Source organism: Gibbsiella quercinecans (assembly GCF_002291425.1).
GTDB lineage: Bacteria > Pseudomonadota > Gammaproteobacteria > Enterobacterales > Enterobacteriaceae > Gibbsiella > Gibbsiella quercinecans.
The window spans coordinates 1,456,217-1,472,194 of sequence record NZ_CP014136.1 but is presented as its reverse complement, the minus strand read 5'-3'; the positions used below and the strand labels follow the sequence as shown (position 1 = coordinate 1,472,194).

Annotated in this window: 10 protein-coding genes; 6 read left to right on the top strand and 4 right to left on the bottom strand. The window is 58.7% G+C overall.

What is annotated here, in order from left to right; genetic code table 11:
* Positions 1-44: 44 nt before the first annotated feature.
* Positions 45-1,412 carry an ethanolamine permease gene (eat, locus tag ACN28Q_RS06790; protein ID WP_095845647.1) on the bottom strand — a complete coding sequence of 456 codons (1,368 nt, stop codon included), beginning with the start codon at positions 1,410-1,412 and terminating at the stop codon, positions 45-47.
* A 402-nt stretch (positions 1,413-1,814) separates the two neighbouring features.
* Between eat and ACN28Q_RS06785 the strand changes: the two genes are divergently transcribed.
* Both ACN28Q_RS06785 and qhpR read left to right on the top strand, forming a co-directional pair.
* On the top strand, positions 1,815-2,825 hold the full coding sequence (locus ACN28Q_RS06785; RefSeq protein ID WP_095845646.1) for a phosphotransferase enzyme family protein: 1,011 nt from the start codon (positions 1,815-1,817) through the stop codon (positions 2,823-2,825).
* Positions 2,826-3,050: 225 nt separating this feature from the next.
* Entirely contained in the window at positions 3,051-4,115 is a 1,065-nt protein-coding gene (gene qhpR, locus ACN28Q_RS06780; protein ID WP_095845645.1) for an AraC-like transcriptional regulator QhpR, read from the top strand.
* Positions 4,116-4,382: 267 nt separating this feature from the next.
* Here the strand turns inward: qhpR and ACN28Q_RS06775 are convergent, their stop codons facing one another.
* The 3 genes from ACN28Q_RS06775 to sbcD all read right to left on the bottom strand — a co-directional run bounded on the left by ACN28Q_RS06775 (position 4,383) and on the right by sbcD (position 11,011).
* Positions 4,383-5,531: an integrase core domain-containing protein gene (locus ACN28Q_RS06775; RefSeq protein ID WP_095845103.1), complete on the bottom strand. Its 1,149-nt coding sequence runs from the start codon at positions 5,529-5,531 to the stop codon at positions 4,383-4,385.
* 999 nt (positions 5,532-6,530) lie between these two features.
* Entirely contained in the window at positions 6,531-9,782 is a 3,252-nt protein-coding gene (sbcC, locus tag ACN28Q_RS06770; RefSeq protein ID WP_095845644.1) for an exonuclease subunit SbcC, read from the bottom strand.
* Positions 9,779-11,011 (bottom strand): exonuclease subunit SbcD, encoded by a 1,233-nt coding sequence (gene sbcD, locus ACN28Q_RS06765; protein ID WP_095845643.1) that lies wholly within the window; start codon positions 11,009-11,011, stop codon positions 9,779-9,781. The genes sbcC and sbcD overlap by 4 nt, the downstream gene beginning before the upstream one ends.
* A gap of 281 nt (positions 11,012-11,292) precedes the next feature.
* On the opposite strand from sbcD, the gene phoB reads away from it, so the two are divergent.
* From phoB to ACN28Q_RS06745, 4 genes are all read left to right on the top strand, one after another.
* Entirely contained in the window at positions 11,293-11,982 is a 690-nt protein-coding gene (phoB, locus tag ACN28Q_RS06760) for a phosphate response regulator transcription factor PhoB (protein WP_095845642.1), read from the top strand.
* Positions 11,983-12,012: 30 nt separating this feature from the next.
* Complete coding sequence (gene phoR, locus ACN28Q_RS06755; RefSeq protein WP_095845641.1) at positions 12,013-13,329, top strand: phosphate regulon sensor histidine kinase PhoR; 1,317 nt, start codon at positions 12,013-12,015, stop codon at positions 13,327-13,329.
* 14 nt (positions 13,330-13,343) lie between these two features.
* The gene (locus ACN28Q_RS06750) at positions 13,344-14,321 is read left to right on the top strand and encodes a PstS family phosphate ABC transporter substrate-binding protein (RefSeq protein WP_095845640.1); all 978 of its coding nucleotides are present in this window, start codon (positions 13,344-13,346) and stop codon (positions 14,319-14,321) included.
* Positions 14,322-14,495: 174 nt separating this feature from the next.
* Positions 14,496-15,602: a cobalamin-independent methionine synthase II family protein gene (locus tag ACN28Q_RS06745; protein ID WP_095845639.1), complete on the top strand. Its 1,107-nt coding sequence runs from the start codon at positions 14,496-14,498 to the stop codon at positions 15,600-15,602.
* Positions 15,603-15,978 lie beyond the last annotated feature (376 nt).

Here is a 15,978-nt window from a genome sequence, read left to right as displayed (position 1 = left end):
GGTTCAACGCTTTTCACCATGGACTGCCGCCGGGATCACATTTATCAGTCGCTGCCCGACAGCATCATATCTTGCGGTGCGTTGCGGCGCTGAGTTTTGGTCAGCAGGAAGTAAACGTAGCCGCAGGCCATCAGGGCGATAAACAGGCCGCCGATGATCGGGTTAAACCACAGCATGGCGATCAGGCAAACGAAGGCCAGCACCAGTGCGATGGCCGGCACCACCGGGTAGCCGGGCGCCCGGAAGCTGCGCTCCAGATCCGGCGCGCTGCGGCGCAGTTTGAACAGGCTGAGCATGCTCATCAGGTACATCACGATGGCACCGAATACCGCCATGGTGATCATCGCGGCGGTCAGGCTCATCCCCTGCAGGTTGATCACGCCGTCGCTGAAGATCGCGGCAATCCCGATGACCCCGCCGGCAAGAATGGCGCGGTGCGGCGTTCTAAACCGCGACAGCTTCGCCAGCGACGTGGGCAGATAGCCTGCGCGCGCCAGGGCGAAGAACTGGCGGGAATAGCCGAGGATAATGCCGTGGAAGCTGGCCACCAGCCCGAACAGGCCGATCCACACCAGCATGTGCATCCAGCCGGAATTCTCGCCCACGATCATTTTCATCGCCTGCGGCAGCGGATCGTTAATGTTGGCGAGCTTGCTCCAGTCGCCGGCACCGCCGGCCAGCAGCATCACGCCCAGCGCCAGCAGCACCAGCGTCATAATGCCGGAGATATAGGCGCGTGGAATGGTGCGTTTGGGATCCTTGGCCTCTTCGGCGGCCATTGCGGCGCCTTCAATAGCCAGGAAGAACCAAATGGCGAACGGAATGGCGGCGAATATGCCTGCCACGGCCGTGCCGCTGAATGTATTACTGCCGGCCCAGCCGTTGAGCACAAAGTTGCTGAAGCTGAAGCCCGGCGCCACTACCCCCATGAACACCAGCAGTTCGAACACCGCCAGTACGGTAACGCACAATTCGAACAGCGCCGCCAGTTTAACGCCGAGGATATTCAGCGTCATGAAGATCGCATAGGCGCCGACGGCCGCCACCTTGGGGTTCAGCGCCGGGTACTGCACGTTGAGGTAGGCGCCGATCGCCATGGCGATAGCCGGCGGAGCAAACACAAACTCGACCAGCGTGGCCAGCCCGGCGATCAGGCCGCCAGTTTCGCCGAAAGCGCGGCGGCTGTAGGCAAACGGGCCGCCGGCGTGTGGGATCGCGGTGGTCAGTTCGGTGAAGCTGAAGATGAAGCAGCTGTACATGGTCGCCACTAATAGCGTGGTGATCAGGAACCCGAGGGTGCCTGCAACGCCCCAGCCGTAGCTCCAGCCAAAGTATTCCCCTGAAATTACCAGCCCGACGGCAATCCCCCATAGGTGCAAGGTGTTTAGCGTGGGTTTGAGTTGCATGGTCATTGGTGTTCTCCCGATCGAAACGGTGCATAGCCGCCAGACGCCGGTCAACCGGCGCGGGCGGACGTCATTTCCACCGGTCTGGGCCTGCCAGACCGCCCTGCAAGATATTCGGATGCTATCAGTGCACCGAAAAATTATGTTTTTCAAAAAGATACTAGCCATCTTGGCGAGTGTGGCCTTATGGGTAGGGTGTGCTGCTCGCGCAGCCCTTGGGGGGATAATGCCTGTGCAACTGAGGGGAAACTTGACCACGGAATAACGAAAAGGGCCATTTACGGTCAATTTTTGCCATTGAGAAACGCGCTTGCAACCTAAAGTCAATATTTTGCGCCCTGCGGTCAAGCGGGGTGGGCTCGGCCACATCATGCTGGAAGCCTGTTGACCGCTATGGAGTGACGCGCGATGACCGCAACACAGTACGACACGTTGGATAATCATACCCTGCAGCAGATTGCCGAACGCGGGCTGCAGCGTTACGCAGCCACCCTGAACGGCGCTCTGACGCTGTTATGCCGTTCCGAAAACGCTACTTTCAAGCTTGATAGCGCCGACGGACGGCGTTATGCCCTGCGCATTCACCGCGCCAACTATCACCAGTGCGATGAAATCGCCAGTGAATTGGACTGGCTGGATGCGCTGCGTGAACACGGCATCGTGGTGCCGCAGGCGGTCTATGGCGAGGATGGCGAACGAGTACAAACCATCACTTTGGCCAACGGTGAAGTGCGCCACCTGGTGGTGTTCCATTGGATCGAGGGCGATATGCCGACCACCGAGGTGGATCCTCGTGCCTTTCAGCGGTTGGGGGAAATCACCGCCCAACTGCATCAGCACAGTCGCAGCTGGCAGCAGCCGGCGGGCTTCCGGCGTATTATCTGGGATCATCCTTCCATGGTGGGTGAAGCGGGCCACTGGGGGCGCTGGCAGGATGCCCCTAACCTGGCGCAGGCCGATCATCCGGTGATCGAAGCCACGCTGGCGCGCGTTGGCCGGGAACTGGCGCAGTACGGGCAAGATCGCCAGCGTTATGGGCTGATCCATGCCGATCTGCGCCTGACCAACCTGCTGTTGCAGGGCAATGAAACGCGGGTGATCGATTTTGATGATTGCGGATTCGGCTGGTATCTGCACGATTTGGCGGCGGCAATCAGCTTCGTTGAGCATCATCCGCGGGCGGCCGAGTGGGTGGAGCACTGGCTGGCCGGTTATCAGCGCGTTTGCTCACTGAGCGAACAGGATCTGGCGATGGTGCCGACTTTTATCATTCAGCGCCGCATTCAGATGCTGGCCTGGATAGGCTCGCATGCCGAAACGGAAATGGCGCTTAGCCTTGGCGATCGTTGGGCGGCGGAAAGCGTGCGTTTGTGTCGCCGCTATCTGGAAACCGATCTGCTGCCGGTGGGCGCCGCCTAGGCGCACCAAAACCGGGCGGCCCGATGGCGGTGATGTATCGCGGTGGTGAACGGTTAACCGGCAACGGCCAACATTGGGCGCGCACTGGCGTGCTTTAATGTGCCCTGCACGCCGCAGTTTGCCGGCAGCGCGCCGTGTTGGCCTGGTTAACCCGGCGCTGCGGGCAATCTGGTACAGAAGTTGCTTCATTCCCTGAATCATTTTACAACCACAGTGGGATGAATCATGCAGATAGCACTTTCCAGCCAGCCGGGGTTGTTCTCACATCTGGATGCCGGTCTGGCACAAGGCAACCGTGGCGTTCTGGCCGCTGCCGCCAGCGGCCTGAGCGAGTTCATACAGAATAAGGGTGGCGATGTTGATCGGATTTTCGGCATTTCCGGCATTGATGCGGAACAGTTGGCCTGCCCGACGCTCAGTATCGGCCTGACCAACTATTGCCAGGTGCTGGAGCAGGCAGCGCGCCATTCCGGTTGTGATAACTTCGGTTTGCACTACGGCCAGCAGTTTAAACCGCAGTCATTAGGCCTGATTGGCTATGTCGGCCTGTGTTCGCCAACGCTGGAAATGGCGTTGAAGAATCTGGTGACGGCATTTCCCTATCACCAGCACAGTACGCTGACGCGGCTGGTCGATAAGGGGGAATATTATCGCTTCGATTATCAGGTGCAGCACGGCGCTATCCTGTGCAAGCGCCAGGATGCCGAACTGACGCTCGGCATGGTGATGAACCTGATCCGCCATGTGCTCGGCAGCCGTTGGGCGCCGCGCGAGGTGCATTTTGAACATCCGCGGCCGGAGAGCTGGCATGAGCACTGCAAGCTGTTCGATGCCCCGGTGTATTTTGATCAGCCTTACAATTCCCTGATCTTGCCCAAACGCGATCTGGCCCGCGCGATGCCGGAACGTGACGCAACGTTGCTGATGGTGGTGCAGGATGCGATCCGTCGGCTTAACGCGCAGGAGCCGCACCAGACGCTGGTGGACGGCGCGCGCGCCCAGGTGCGCCATGCGTTGCTCAGTGGTGAGCCCGCGCTGGAAATCATTGCGGAAAAAATGGGGATGTCTGCCGGTTCGCTACAGCGCCGGCTGCGCGATCAGGGGCTGACTTTTACTGCGCTGGTGGATAAGGTGCGCTGTGAGCTGGCGACGTACTATTTGCAGCAGCGCCATTTGCCGATTTCTGAGCTGGCGTTGTTGTTGGGGTATTCGGAGGTGAGTGCGTTTTCACGTGCTTTCCGGCGCTGGTTTGGTATCAGTCCGCGGCAGTGGCGGCAGGTGCCGAATTGAGGGGGAGGGCGTTTCGTTAACGTTCTTTGTTGTGTTCGGGGAGGGGGTTCAGTCGCTACGGCATCGTGGTTATCTATCACGATGCGGCGGGTTACAGAGTGTGGTTTCGTTAATGTTCTTTGCTGTGTTTAGAGAAGGTTTCGGTCGCCATCATATCGTAGCTTTTTGTTGCACTGCAGCTCGCGCCCGAGTTAGGGGCCGTGGGCTGTATGAACCGGGCACATAGGTTACAGATCTGACCAGCCTCATAGGTAACGCATTTATTCTTTAATCAGCCCGGATTATACGATGGTTCTGTCTATCGTACCGGGCCAATACCAACTCCCCGAACCCTATTTCGTCCGTGTCATCGTCAACTTCTTTCATCCACACCCATTCATACCTGAGGGCCTCCGATAGGAAGATTCGTCGGCCGTTGAACCATAAATCACCTTTCACTTCCACACGCAGTAACTTCGCCCCCTTTGGTACCGGCATCTCCTTTTGTGCCCCAGTATAAATCCGGGGGGAAGGACACCAGACTGATTGGGGCGTTTTTCCTCCCAGAGCCTTATGTGGCCGAACTTCATTAAATTCTTTTCTCCATGTGTTTAGCCATGTCTGTTGTTCCTCCAGAGAGGCAAATTTATGACACTGTTTCATTCCCTCTTTCATTGTTCTGTGCATTCTTTCATGACGTCCATTCTCTGTCGGTTTCCCTGGGCGAATTCGCTCGGGAGTAACACCACATTTGATTAGCCAGATAGACATCTGGCTTAATCCCCACAGCCCGGCACCGGCAAAAGGTGGACCGTTATCGGTGCGTAGAACCTGGGGCAAACCACATTCGTGGAAGACTCGCTCGAGGCAGGGAATGACAAATTTCCCATCGGGTAAATACGTGGCATCACAGGCAAGTACCATTCTGCTGTAGTTATCCGTCAGTGTGAAAGGATGACACCAACGTCCGGTTGTATGGGTGAACTTGCCTTTGAAATCCGCGCTCCAGACATCATTTGGCTGGTTTATCTTATGGAGCACATAAGACCGTTTGGGTTTGTATTTCAATCGATTACGTTTTTTTGTCAGGCCATGGATCTTAAATATGCCCCCAATAGTACTGGCAGCGGGCACATCCGAAACATCCATATTCAAAAGTAATTGTCTTATCTTTTCCGGGCCCCATGTAGGGTGCTGCTGTTTCTTCTCAAGAAGCAATTCCACCGTTGGCAGCGGTATGGAAAGTTGATGATGGCGAGCTCGGGAATGGTCAGAAAGAGAGGAAATATCATCAGGAGAAAATCGGGACAGCCACTTATAGCCAGTTTTGCGACTAATGTTGAAACGGCGGCATAGCTCAGCGACAGAAGTATCGCCCTTCAGACAAGCGGTGACAAATTGCAAACGTTGCATGGTAACACTCTCAGGCCAAGGCACAGTAAACCTCCCTATCTCGTTAACTGTGCCAGTTATAACCTGTTACCCATGTGCCCGGTGTAAAGTGTTACCCATGTGCCCGGTTCATACAGGCCGCGGCCCCTAACGACCCACGCCTGCGCCATATCAGGCGGCCGCTGCGCGGCTGCCCTCACTGTGTCACTTCGCATCACGGCCGGCTACGACAGGCGTCCCTGCCTGTCTCGCCTGAAACCGCCGTCCTGGCGGTTTCGCCTATGCTACGTTCCGCCGTTCGGCGCCTTCAATGGCTTCCACACCCGTGCTCCACTCACCTAATGAATCGTCTTTGATTGTGTCAAAATCGGCGGTTAGGTTGCCCGGTGGCGATAGATTGGGGTGTTGACGTTTAGCGCGCATCTTGGGCTGCCGAGCAAGGCACCGTTGCCAGGGGCAATCGGCCACGGACGGCCGGTTGAGGCGAGACAAACAGGGATGTTTGTCGTAGCCGACCCGTCCGGCGACGGGGACGCCGCGAGGGTACCCGCGCAGCGGGCAGGCCATGTTAAGCGCAGGCCGGGGTGTCGGGGCCGGGCCTGCGGCCCTGACAATTGCCTGCCACTATTGCCGCAGAGAAACTCGATACTATTAAGGCAATTCTATTTACGCTGGTGGTGGCAGAGTACCGTTTCGGCAATGTTCTTTGCCCTGACCGAGAGGGTTTCGGTCGCTATAACTCGGTCGTTTTTTGTGGCACCGTAGCCCGCGCCCAAGTTAGGGGCCGTGGGCGCGGCCCCTAACGACCCACGCCTGCGCCATATCAGGCGGCCGCTGCGCGGCTACTCTCACTGTGTCACTACGCATGAACGGCCGGCTACGACAGGCGTCCCTGCCTGTCTCGCCTGAAACCGCCGTCCTGGCGGTTTCGCCTATGCTACGTTCCGCCGTTCGGCGCCTTCAATGGCTTCCACACCCGTGCTCCACTCACCTAACGAATCGTCTTTGATTGTGTCAAAACTGGTGGTTAGGTTGCCCGGTGGTTTATGCCACCCGGAACTGGCTTTCGAGCTTACTGACCCCCAGCCCATTGATCTTTTTCACCTTTATCTGCACTGGAATGCGCTCCTTCATCGCCTCGACGTGGCTGATCACGCCAATGGTTTTCCCGGATGCATTCAAACTGTCGAGGGCGTCCAGCGCGGTATCCAACGTTTCGGCATCCAGCGTGCCGAAGCCTTCATCCAGAAACAGCGAATCGATGCTGGTCTTGTGGCTGACCAAATCGGACAACGCCAGCGCCAGTGCCAGGCTGACCAGAAAGCTCTCACCGCCCGACAGCGTGCGGGTATCGCGCACCGCATCCGCCTGCCAGGTATCCATCACTTGTAGCTCCAGCGCATCGCTGGTTTTACGCTGCAGCAGATAGCGGCCGTGCAGCCTGGCTAGCTGCAGGTTGGCCAGATACACCAGATGATCGAGCGTCAGCCCTTGGGCGAACTTGCGGAATTTGTCGCCTTCTTTCGAACCGATAAGCTGGTTAAGGTAGCTCCAGTCGTCGCAATACTGCTGGCTTTGGGCGATCTGCTCAAACAGCGCCTGTTGGCTGATGCGCCGTGCGGCGTCGCTTGCCAACTGGCTTTGCACTTCGCCCTGGCGCTGCTGCAGCGTTTTCAACCCTTGCGCCAGATCCGCCAATGCCTCGGCTAACGCGCCGGCGTCGGCATCGGCTTCATCCATGTCTTGCGGCCGGGTTTGCGTATGCTGTTCCAGCGTTTGCTGAGCCTGCGCCAGCAGCGCCTGGGCCTCGGCCTGCTGCTGCTGCAGCCTTTCTTTCAACTGTTGTAGCTGTTGGCGCTGTGCGTCATCCAGCAAGGCGGCGGTAAATGCCGCTTCATCGTCAAACTCGCTGGCCGATAGCGCTTGCTGCCAGTGTTGTTCAGCCTGTTGCAGACGCTCGGCCCATTGCCGTTGCTGTTTTTCCAATTCGGCAAGCTGCCCGGCCAGGCGATCGCTTTGCACCTGGGCCTGCTGCAACCGCTCCGCCGCCTGGCTGCTGGTTTGTTCGCACAACGCCTGGCGGCTGCGCAACTGCTCGCGCACCTGTGTGACCTGCTGTTCGCCAAATAACGCCAGGCGTTGCGCACGCAGTTCGCCCAGCGCTCGCGTGCTTTCCTGACATTGCTGCTGCAGGCGTTGCTGCTGGCTTTGCGCCTCACTGAGGTTTTTCTCCAACTGGCCGCGGCGTTCGTCCAGCAACAGCTGTTGCTGTTGGCTGCGCTGCTGTTCCTGTTGCAACGCCGCCAGCGCGTCTTTGGCCTGCTGCACTGCCTGGAGCGCCTGTTCGTGCTGTTGCAACTGTTGCTGACACTGGCGTTCCTCGGCTTCGCAGCTTGCCAGCCAGGCTTCCAGCTGTGTGCCTTCATGCAGGCCGAAGCCCAAATTCAACGGCGCGCTGAGGGCTTGCCAATCGTTGGCATGTTCCGCCTGCTGCCGTTCGTCCTGTGCGATGGCCAGCTGCAGGCGCTGCTGCTGTTCTTGCAGGCTTTCGCTGCGGGTGCGCAGCTCGGTGCCCTGGCGTTGCAAATCTTCGGTGGTTTTGCGTATTTCCACCAGGCGCCGTTCGGTTTCCGAAGGTTTAGCCGCCTGGTACTGCGCAATTGCCGGGTGCTGGGTGGCGCCGCACAGCGGGCACGGCTCGCCGCTTTGCAAATGCGCGCGCTCGGCTTCCAGGCTGACGATGCGTTTTTCCAGCTCCCACCGCTTTTCCACCTCCTGCTCAAGCGCCCGGTGTTGTTTGAACTGCTGGCGGGCCAGCTCGAGCTGTTGTTGTAGCGCGGCGAGCTGGGTTTGGCGTTCGCTGAATTCCTGCCGTTGCGGCTCCAGACGCTGGGCGATTTGCCGCGCCAGGGAGGAGAGCGTGTATAAGCGCTGGCGGGCAGGGCGCTGCTCGGCCAACCTGGCCTGATGCTGGCGCAGCGTGGCCAGCGGTGCGGCGGCCTCCAGCGCCTGCTGTTGCTGCTGCTGCTGCGCCAGCGCGTTCGTGAGCTGTGTCTGTTTGGCCTGGTATTGTTCGGCTTGCGCCGCCAATTGGGTGCGTTCCGCATTGAGCTGCGTTAACTGTTGCTGCTGCTGGCTACACTGCTGCGCCTGAGCGTCGCTGGCCTGCTGCGTTTCCGTCAGGGTTTGCTGCAGCAGGGCAATGCGGCCGTCGAGCGGCACCACTTGTTCGTCAATCAGCGTGACTTGCTGCTGCTGATGCGCGGCATGCGCTTGCTGTTCGGCACGTGCTTTTTCCAGCGCCTGTTGCAGCGGTGCAAGCTGTGCCAACTGCTGTTCCTGCTGCTGCGTAAGCTGTGCGATGTGCTGCTGCATTGCCGCCGCCTCCTGGCTGCAGCGCGCGCGTTGGTCCATTAAGGGGCGCAGTTTTTCCGCCGGTGCGCTGCGTGCCAGGCGTTGCAATTGCGGTTCGGCCTGGCGGTGTTCCTGCTGCACGGCCGCCAGCCGGGCCTGGGCGGTTTGCTGCTGCTGTTGCGCCTGCCGCCACTGCTGTAGCCAGTTCAACGCCAACTGCTGGCGCTGCGTTTGTTGGCTCAGTGCGGCCTCTTGCTCGCCCAGTTCGGCGCGTTGTTTTTCCAGCGCCAGGCGCTGTTCGTCGTTCAGCAGTTCAATACCGCTGGCGCGCTGGTGCAGGGCGTCCAGATCGATGCGTGCTTGCTTGTGCTGCTCAAACACCTGTTCGGACAGCCGGCCGTAAATTTCGGTGCCGGTCAGCTCTTCCAGCAGTTCGGCGCGATCGTTGGCGTCGGCATTCAAAAAGGCGGCAAATTGCCCCTGCGACAGCATCATGGATTTGGTGAAGCGGCCGAAGTCCAGCCCGGTGATGGTGGCGATCAAATCCAGCTTGTCGCGCACTTTGTCGGCGATGATTTTGCCGTCTTCCAGCAGCGCCAGTTCAACCTTCGGCGCCTGCAGGTTGCCTTCCGCCTGGTTTTTGGCGCGGCGCTGGCTCCAGAAGGCGCGGTAGCCGATGCCTTTCACTTCAAATTCCACTTCGGCCAGCGATTCGGCGGTGTGGCGCGTCATCAGTTCGTTTTGGCTGGGGGAGACGTGCAGACGCGGCGTCTGGTGGTACAACGCCAGGCAGATGGCGTCCAGCAGCGTGGTTTTGCCGGCGCCGGTCGGCCCGGTGATGGCGAACAGCCCATTGCTGGCGAATGGCTCGGCGCTAAAATCGATTTTCCACTCGCCCTGCAGCGAGTTTAGGTTTTTTAAGCGCAGGCTCAGGATTTTCATGCGGAAGGCTCCTCATCGGGCTGCGCCAAGTTGGCCACCGTCTGCTGAAACAGCAGGCGGATACGTTGTTGCCGCAGTTCATCCATTTCCGGCTCCAGCGCCAGCCGCCGTTCAAAGACGTCGTCGACGCTCAATTCGTTCAGCGTTTCTTTGTCCTGCTGGGCGATCGCCAGCCGCCGCTGCTCCTTGCTGCGGCGTAGCAGCAGCACTTCCACCGGCAGCGCTTCCGTCATTTGCTGAATGCGCCGCTGAATATCGCTGAGGTAATCCTGGGTTGCCACCTCAATATCCAGCCATACCGGCAGTTCCCCCTGGTAATCGGCGAACGGTTGCAACTGCTGTTCGATCTGCTGCAAATCGCCTTTAATCAGCTGCATCGGCTGGAAGCACGGGATCGCCAGCGGCGTCACCTGCTGCAACTGGCCGTCGGCGAAGTCCACCAGGTAGACGCTTTTACCCGTGCCAAGCTCGTCAAAGCTGAGTGGGATCGGCGAGCCGCTGTAACGGATGTGTTCGCTCTTGGCCACCGTTTGCGCCCGGTGAATATGGCCCAGGGCGATATAATCCGCCGCCGGGAAGTGCTGGGCCGGGAAGGCATCCAGCGTGCCGATATAAATGTCACGCACCGAGTCGGAGGTGGTGACGCCGACGGTGGTCAGGTGCCCGGTGGCGACGATCGGCAGCGTGATGCCCAGCTCGGTACGGCGGTCACAGGCGGCCTGGTACAGCGCCTGGTAGTGGCGGGTAATGGCATCTTGCAGGGCGAGCTGTTTTTGCGCGCCGGATTCCCCCGCCTGGCTGGTGAGCAGATCGCGCGGGCGCAGGAAGGGGATAGCGCACAGCACGGCGCCGGGCTGGCCGTCCCGCTGGTGCAGTACCACGATCTGTCGCTCCAGATCGGCCTGTGCGCTGGCCACCACGGTAGTATTCAGGCAGGAAAGTAGCTCGCGCGATTCATTAAGCGTCGCCACGGAATCATGATTGCCGCCCAACACCACCAACTGGCAGCCGGTGTGCTGCAGCTCGACCACGAAGAGGTTGTACAGCTCGCGCGCATAGCTGGGGGGCGAGCCGCTGTCGAACAGATCGCCGGCGACGATCAGCGCATCCACCTGCTGTTGTTCCACCTGGGCGATCAGCCAGTGCAGAAAAGCCTGGTGCTCCGCGGCGCGGGTTTTGGTGAAAAAAAACTGGCCCAAGTGCCAATCAGACGTGTGAATCAGGCGCATGCGGCTCTCCCGTGGCGATATCATCCTGGCGGTGATTATAAGAGGAATAGGGCAGAAGTATGATATTTCTGTGTAAATTGTAATAATCGCTATGCTTATCCTGACCCCGCAATGCGGTTGCTATGGCGATTTGTTTCATAAATCTGTCATAAAACTGACGCATAATGGCGCCCGCAAACAAGGCTGAATTTATGCTACGTGGCTGCCGGTGGCGTTTATGCGCAACTGCAAAATGATGGCACGCGGCCTCACAGAACGTTAACACATTAGCAGGATTGACGATGGCAAGACGCATATTGGTGGTGGAAGACGAAGCGCCGATCCGCGAGATGGTGTGCTTTGTGTTGGAGCAAAATGGTTACCAACCGTTGGAAGCCGAGGATTATGACAGCGCCGTGACGCGCCTGTCTGAGCCGTTCCCTGATTTAGTGTTACTTGACTGGATGTTGCCCGGCGGCTCCGGTATCCAATTTATCAAACATATGAAGCGCGAAGCGCTGACCCGCGATATTCCTGTGATGATGCTGACCGCCCGCGGGGAAGAGGAAGACCGGGTGCGGGGCCTGGAGGTGGGGGCTGATGACTACATCACCAAGCCGTTTTCACCGAAAGAGCTGGTGGCGCGCATCAAAGCGGTCATGCGCCGTATCTCCCCGATGGCGGTAGATGATATGATCGAAATGCAAGGGCTGAGCCTGGATCCTTCATCGCACCGTGTTATGGCTAATGAGTTGGCTCTGGATATGGGCCCGACCGAATTCAAGCTGCTACACTTTTTCATGACTCATCCCGAGCGTGTTTATAGCCGTGAACAATTGCTTAATCACGTCTGGGGCACTAACGTGTATGTAGAAGACCGCACCGTTGACGTGCATATCCGCCGGCTGCGTAAGGCGCTGGAGAGCAGTGGTCATGACAAAATGGTTCAAACCGTTCGCGGCACTGGCTATCGGTTCTCAACGCGCTACTAGACTCATTGGTAACGCACAGGAGAACATAGCGTGCTAGAAAACCTATCCTGGAAGCGGCTGGCGCTGGAGCTGGCCCTTTTCTGTCTTCCCGCCTTGCTGTTGGGTTTGATCGTCGGCTATTTACCCTGGCTACTGTTGATTGCCGTACTGGCGGCGCTGGTCTGGAACTACTCTAACCAACTCAAACTTTCCCACTGGCTGTGGGTGGATCGCAGTATGACGCCGCCGCCCGGCCGCTGGAGCTGGGAGCCTCTGTTTTATGGCCTGTATCAAATGCAGCAGCGCAATCGCCGCCGCCGGCGTGAACTGGCGCTGCTGATCAAACGCTTTCGTAGCGGGGCCGAATCGCTGCCGGATGCACTGGTGATGACCACGGAAGAGGGCAATATCTTCTGGTGTAACGGCCTGGCGCAGCATTTGCTGGGCTTTCGCTGGCCCGAAGATAGCGGCCAGCACATCCTTAACCTGCTGCGCTACCCAGAGTTCACTCACTACCTGCAACAGCAGGAATTCAGTAAACCACTGACGTTGCAGTTGAATAATGAGCATTACGTGGAGTTCCGCGTGATGCCCTACGCCGAAGGGCAACTGCTGATGGTGGCGCGCGACGTCACCCAGATGCGCCAGTTGGAAGGCACGCGGCGCAACTTCTTCGCCAACGTCAGCCATGAGCTGCGTACGCCGCTAACGGTGCTGCAGGGCTATCTGGAAATGATGAGCGACGCCGAGCCGGGCGGCTCGATGCGCGGCAAAGCGCTGGCCACCATGCAGGAACAGACCAAGCGGATGGATGGCCTGGTCAAACAACTGTTGACCCTGTCGCGTATTGAAGCGGCGCCGCTGGTGGATATGCATGAGAAAGTCGATATGCCGCTGTTGCTGCGCGTATTGCAGCGTGAAGCACAGTCGCTAAGCCACGGCAACCATGAGATCAGCTTCCGGGTGAATGAACAGTTGAGCGTGTTTGGCAACGAAGATCAGTTGCGCAGCGCCGTTTCCAACTTGGTGTATAACGCGGTCAACCATACGCCGCCGGGCACCCATATCGAGGTGAGCTGGCAGCAAACCCCGCACGGCGCCGAGTTCCAGGTGAGCGACGATGGGCCCGGCATCGCCGCCGAGCATATCCCGCGCCTGACCGAGCGCTTTTACCGGGTGGACAAAGCCCGTTCACGCCAGACCGGCGGCAGCGGGCTGGGGCTGGCGATCGTCAAGCATGCCCTGAGCCACCACGATGCGCGGCTGGAAGTGCTCAGCGAACCCGGTATCGGCACCCGTTTTATCTTCACCCTGCCTAATCGGTTGATTGTGCCGGCGGCTTTATCAGAAAATGCGGTGAAACATTAACGCATGGGCCCGCTATGATCCGATTTACCCGCTGGGGGCTGCTTGGCCTGTTGTTGGTTGGCCGCAGCCTGTTGGCGCAACCCGACGGTATGCTGTCGGGCAACCTGTCCAGCGTCGGTTCCGATACGCTGGCTAACCTGATGGTGCTGTGGGGGCAGGATTTCAGCCAGCACTACCCGAACGTCAACCTGCAGATTCAGGCCGCCGGATCCTCCACCGCCCCTACGGCGCTGGCGGCCGGGGCGGCGCAGCTTGGCCCGATGAGCCGCCCGATGAAGGCGGCGGAAGTCTCGGCGTTCGAGCACCGCTATGGCTATGCGCCGCTGGCGGTGCCGGTGGCGGTGGATGCGCTGGTGGTGCTGGTGCACCAGGATAACCCGCTGCGCGGGCTCAACCTGGCGCAGCTTGATCGGCTATTTTCCGCCACCCGCCGCTGTAGCGAGCAACCCCCGTTGCAGCGTTGGGGGCAACTGGGCATGACCGGGGACTGGGCGCAGCGTAGCATTCAACGGTTTGGGCGCAATTCCGCTTCCGGCACCTACGGCTACTTTAAGTTACGCGCCCTGTGCGGCGGTGATTTTATGGCGCGGGTGAATGAGCTGCCGGGTTCGGCTTCCGTGGTGCAGGCGGTGGCCGGTTCGCTCAACAGTATCGGTTACGCCAGCATTGGCTTTCGCGCCAGCGGCGTGCGCCTGCTGCCGCTGGCTGAACGCGGTGATGAGTATATCCCGCCAACGGAAGACAACGTGCGCAACGGCAGCTACCCGTTGGCGCGCTACCTGTATATCTATATCAACAAAGCGCCCAACCAGCCGCTAGAACCGCTGACCGCAGCGTTTCTCGATCGGGTGCTCTCCAGCCAGGGGCAAAGCCTGATCAACCACGATGGTTATCTGCCGCTGCCGCCGGATACGCTGCGTAAAACGCGTGCCGCATTGGGGCTGGAGCCACTTGCCCGCGGTTCGCTATCGCCGAGCGCATCGGGATCGTGAATTTTTCTCAATACACATGAAAATTCCTCAATTGCTGCTTTTGATGCGGCATGACAGGATGCTTTCCTACAGATTTAGCCGTCTAGAAGTCTGAAAATAACGCAGCGTAATAATTCATCGTGTAAACTATTTGGGCTGGCGGCGGGTGCCGCCTGCATTTAACCAGGAGCAGACATGTCCAAATCCAGTCATGCATTCCATGCCGATGTTGTCGGCAGCCTGTTGCGCCCTGCGCCGTTGAAAACGGCGCGTCAGCAGTTTCAGCGCGGCGAGATTGACGCGGCGCAATTGCGTGCCGTTGAAGACGAGCAGATCCGCTACGTTGTTGCCAAGCAGCGGGAAATTGGCCTGAAGGTCGTGACCGACGGGGAGTTCCGCCGTGCGTGGTGGCACTTTGATTTTCTGGAAGGGCTGGATGGCGTGGAAGGCTACCAGGCCACGCAGGGTATCCAGTTTAATGGCGTGCAGACCGCGGCGCGCGGCATCAAGGTGACCGGCAAGCTGGGGTTCAGCTCGCACCCGATGCTGGACGATTTCCGTTTTCTGAAGAGTGTGGCCGGCGATGCGGTGCCTAAGATGACCATCCCAAGCCCAAGCGTGCTGCATTTCCGCGGCGGCCGCCAATCGATCGACCACCAGGTTTACCCGGATCTCGGCCAGTATTTTGCCGATCTGGCGCAAACTTATCGTGATGTGATCAAGGCATTCTACGACGCCGGCTGCCGCTATCTGCAGTTAGACGACACGGTGTGGGCCTATTTGTGTTCTGAAGATCAGAAACGCCAGATCCGGGAGCGTGGTGAAGATCCAGCGCAGCTGGCGCGCACCTATGCCGATGTGCTGAACAAGGCGCTGGAAGGCAAACCGGAAGATCTGACCGTGGGGCTGCATGTGTGCCGCGGCAATTTCCGCTCCACCTGGATCTCTGAAGGCGGTTATGAACCGGTTGCCGAGATCCTATTCGGCGAAGTGAACATCGATGCCTTCTTCCTGGAATATGACAACGAACGTTCAGGTGGATTTGAGCCGCTGCGCTTTATCAAGCCGGGCAAACAGCAGGTGGTGTTGGGCCTGATCACCACCAAAACCGGCGAGCTGGAAGATCCGCAAGTGGTGAAAACGCGCATTGCGGAAGCCGCGCAGTATGTCGATCTGAAGCAGCTTTGCCTAAGCACGCAGTGTGGGTTTGCGTCAACGGAAGAGGGCAATAGCCTAAGCGAACAGCAGCAGTGGGATAAACTGCGCAGCGTGGTGGATATTGCCGAGCAGGTTTGGCGCTAGCCGCCGGCCTAAGAGTGAACCGCGCATAAACAACGCAGTAATTGTGTGTTTTGCGCGGTGAACGGCGCTATGTTTCACATTTTGTGAGGTGGTCGCTCAAAAATAATACAAATCATGTAGTGTATATTTCATAAAGTTTGGCACGATCAACTGGATGTTAAATATTATCTGGTCGATTACTCTGCTTTAGAATCCTCGTCTTGCCTTTCTGCGCTATAAACGTTTTACTTAGTCCCCGTTGTCGGACTAATCCTCTATTTTTATAACTTCTAAAGTCCAGCCCATCATCAACAGTGGTTACCGTTATTCAAGGAATAAAGCCCCACCTGGGTGCGTTTTTTCTATTGTTACAGGCAACGACGATGGCGCGGCAAGC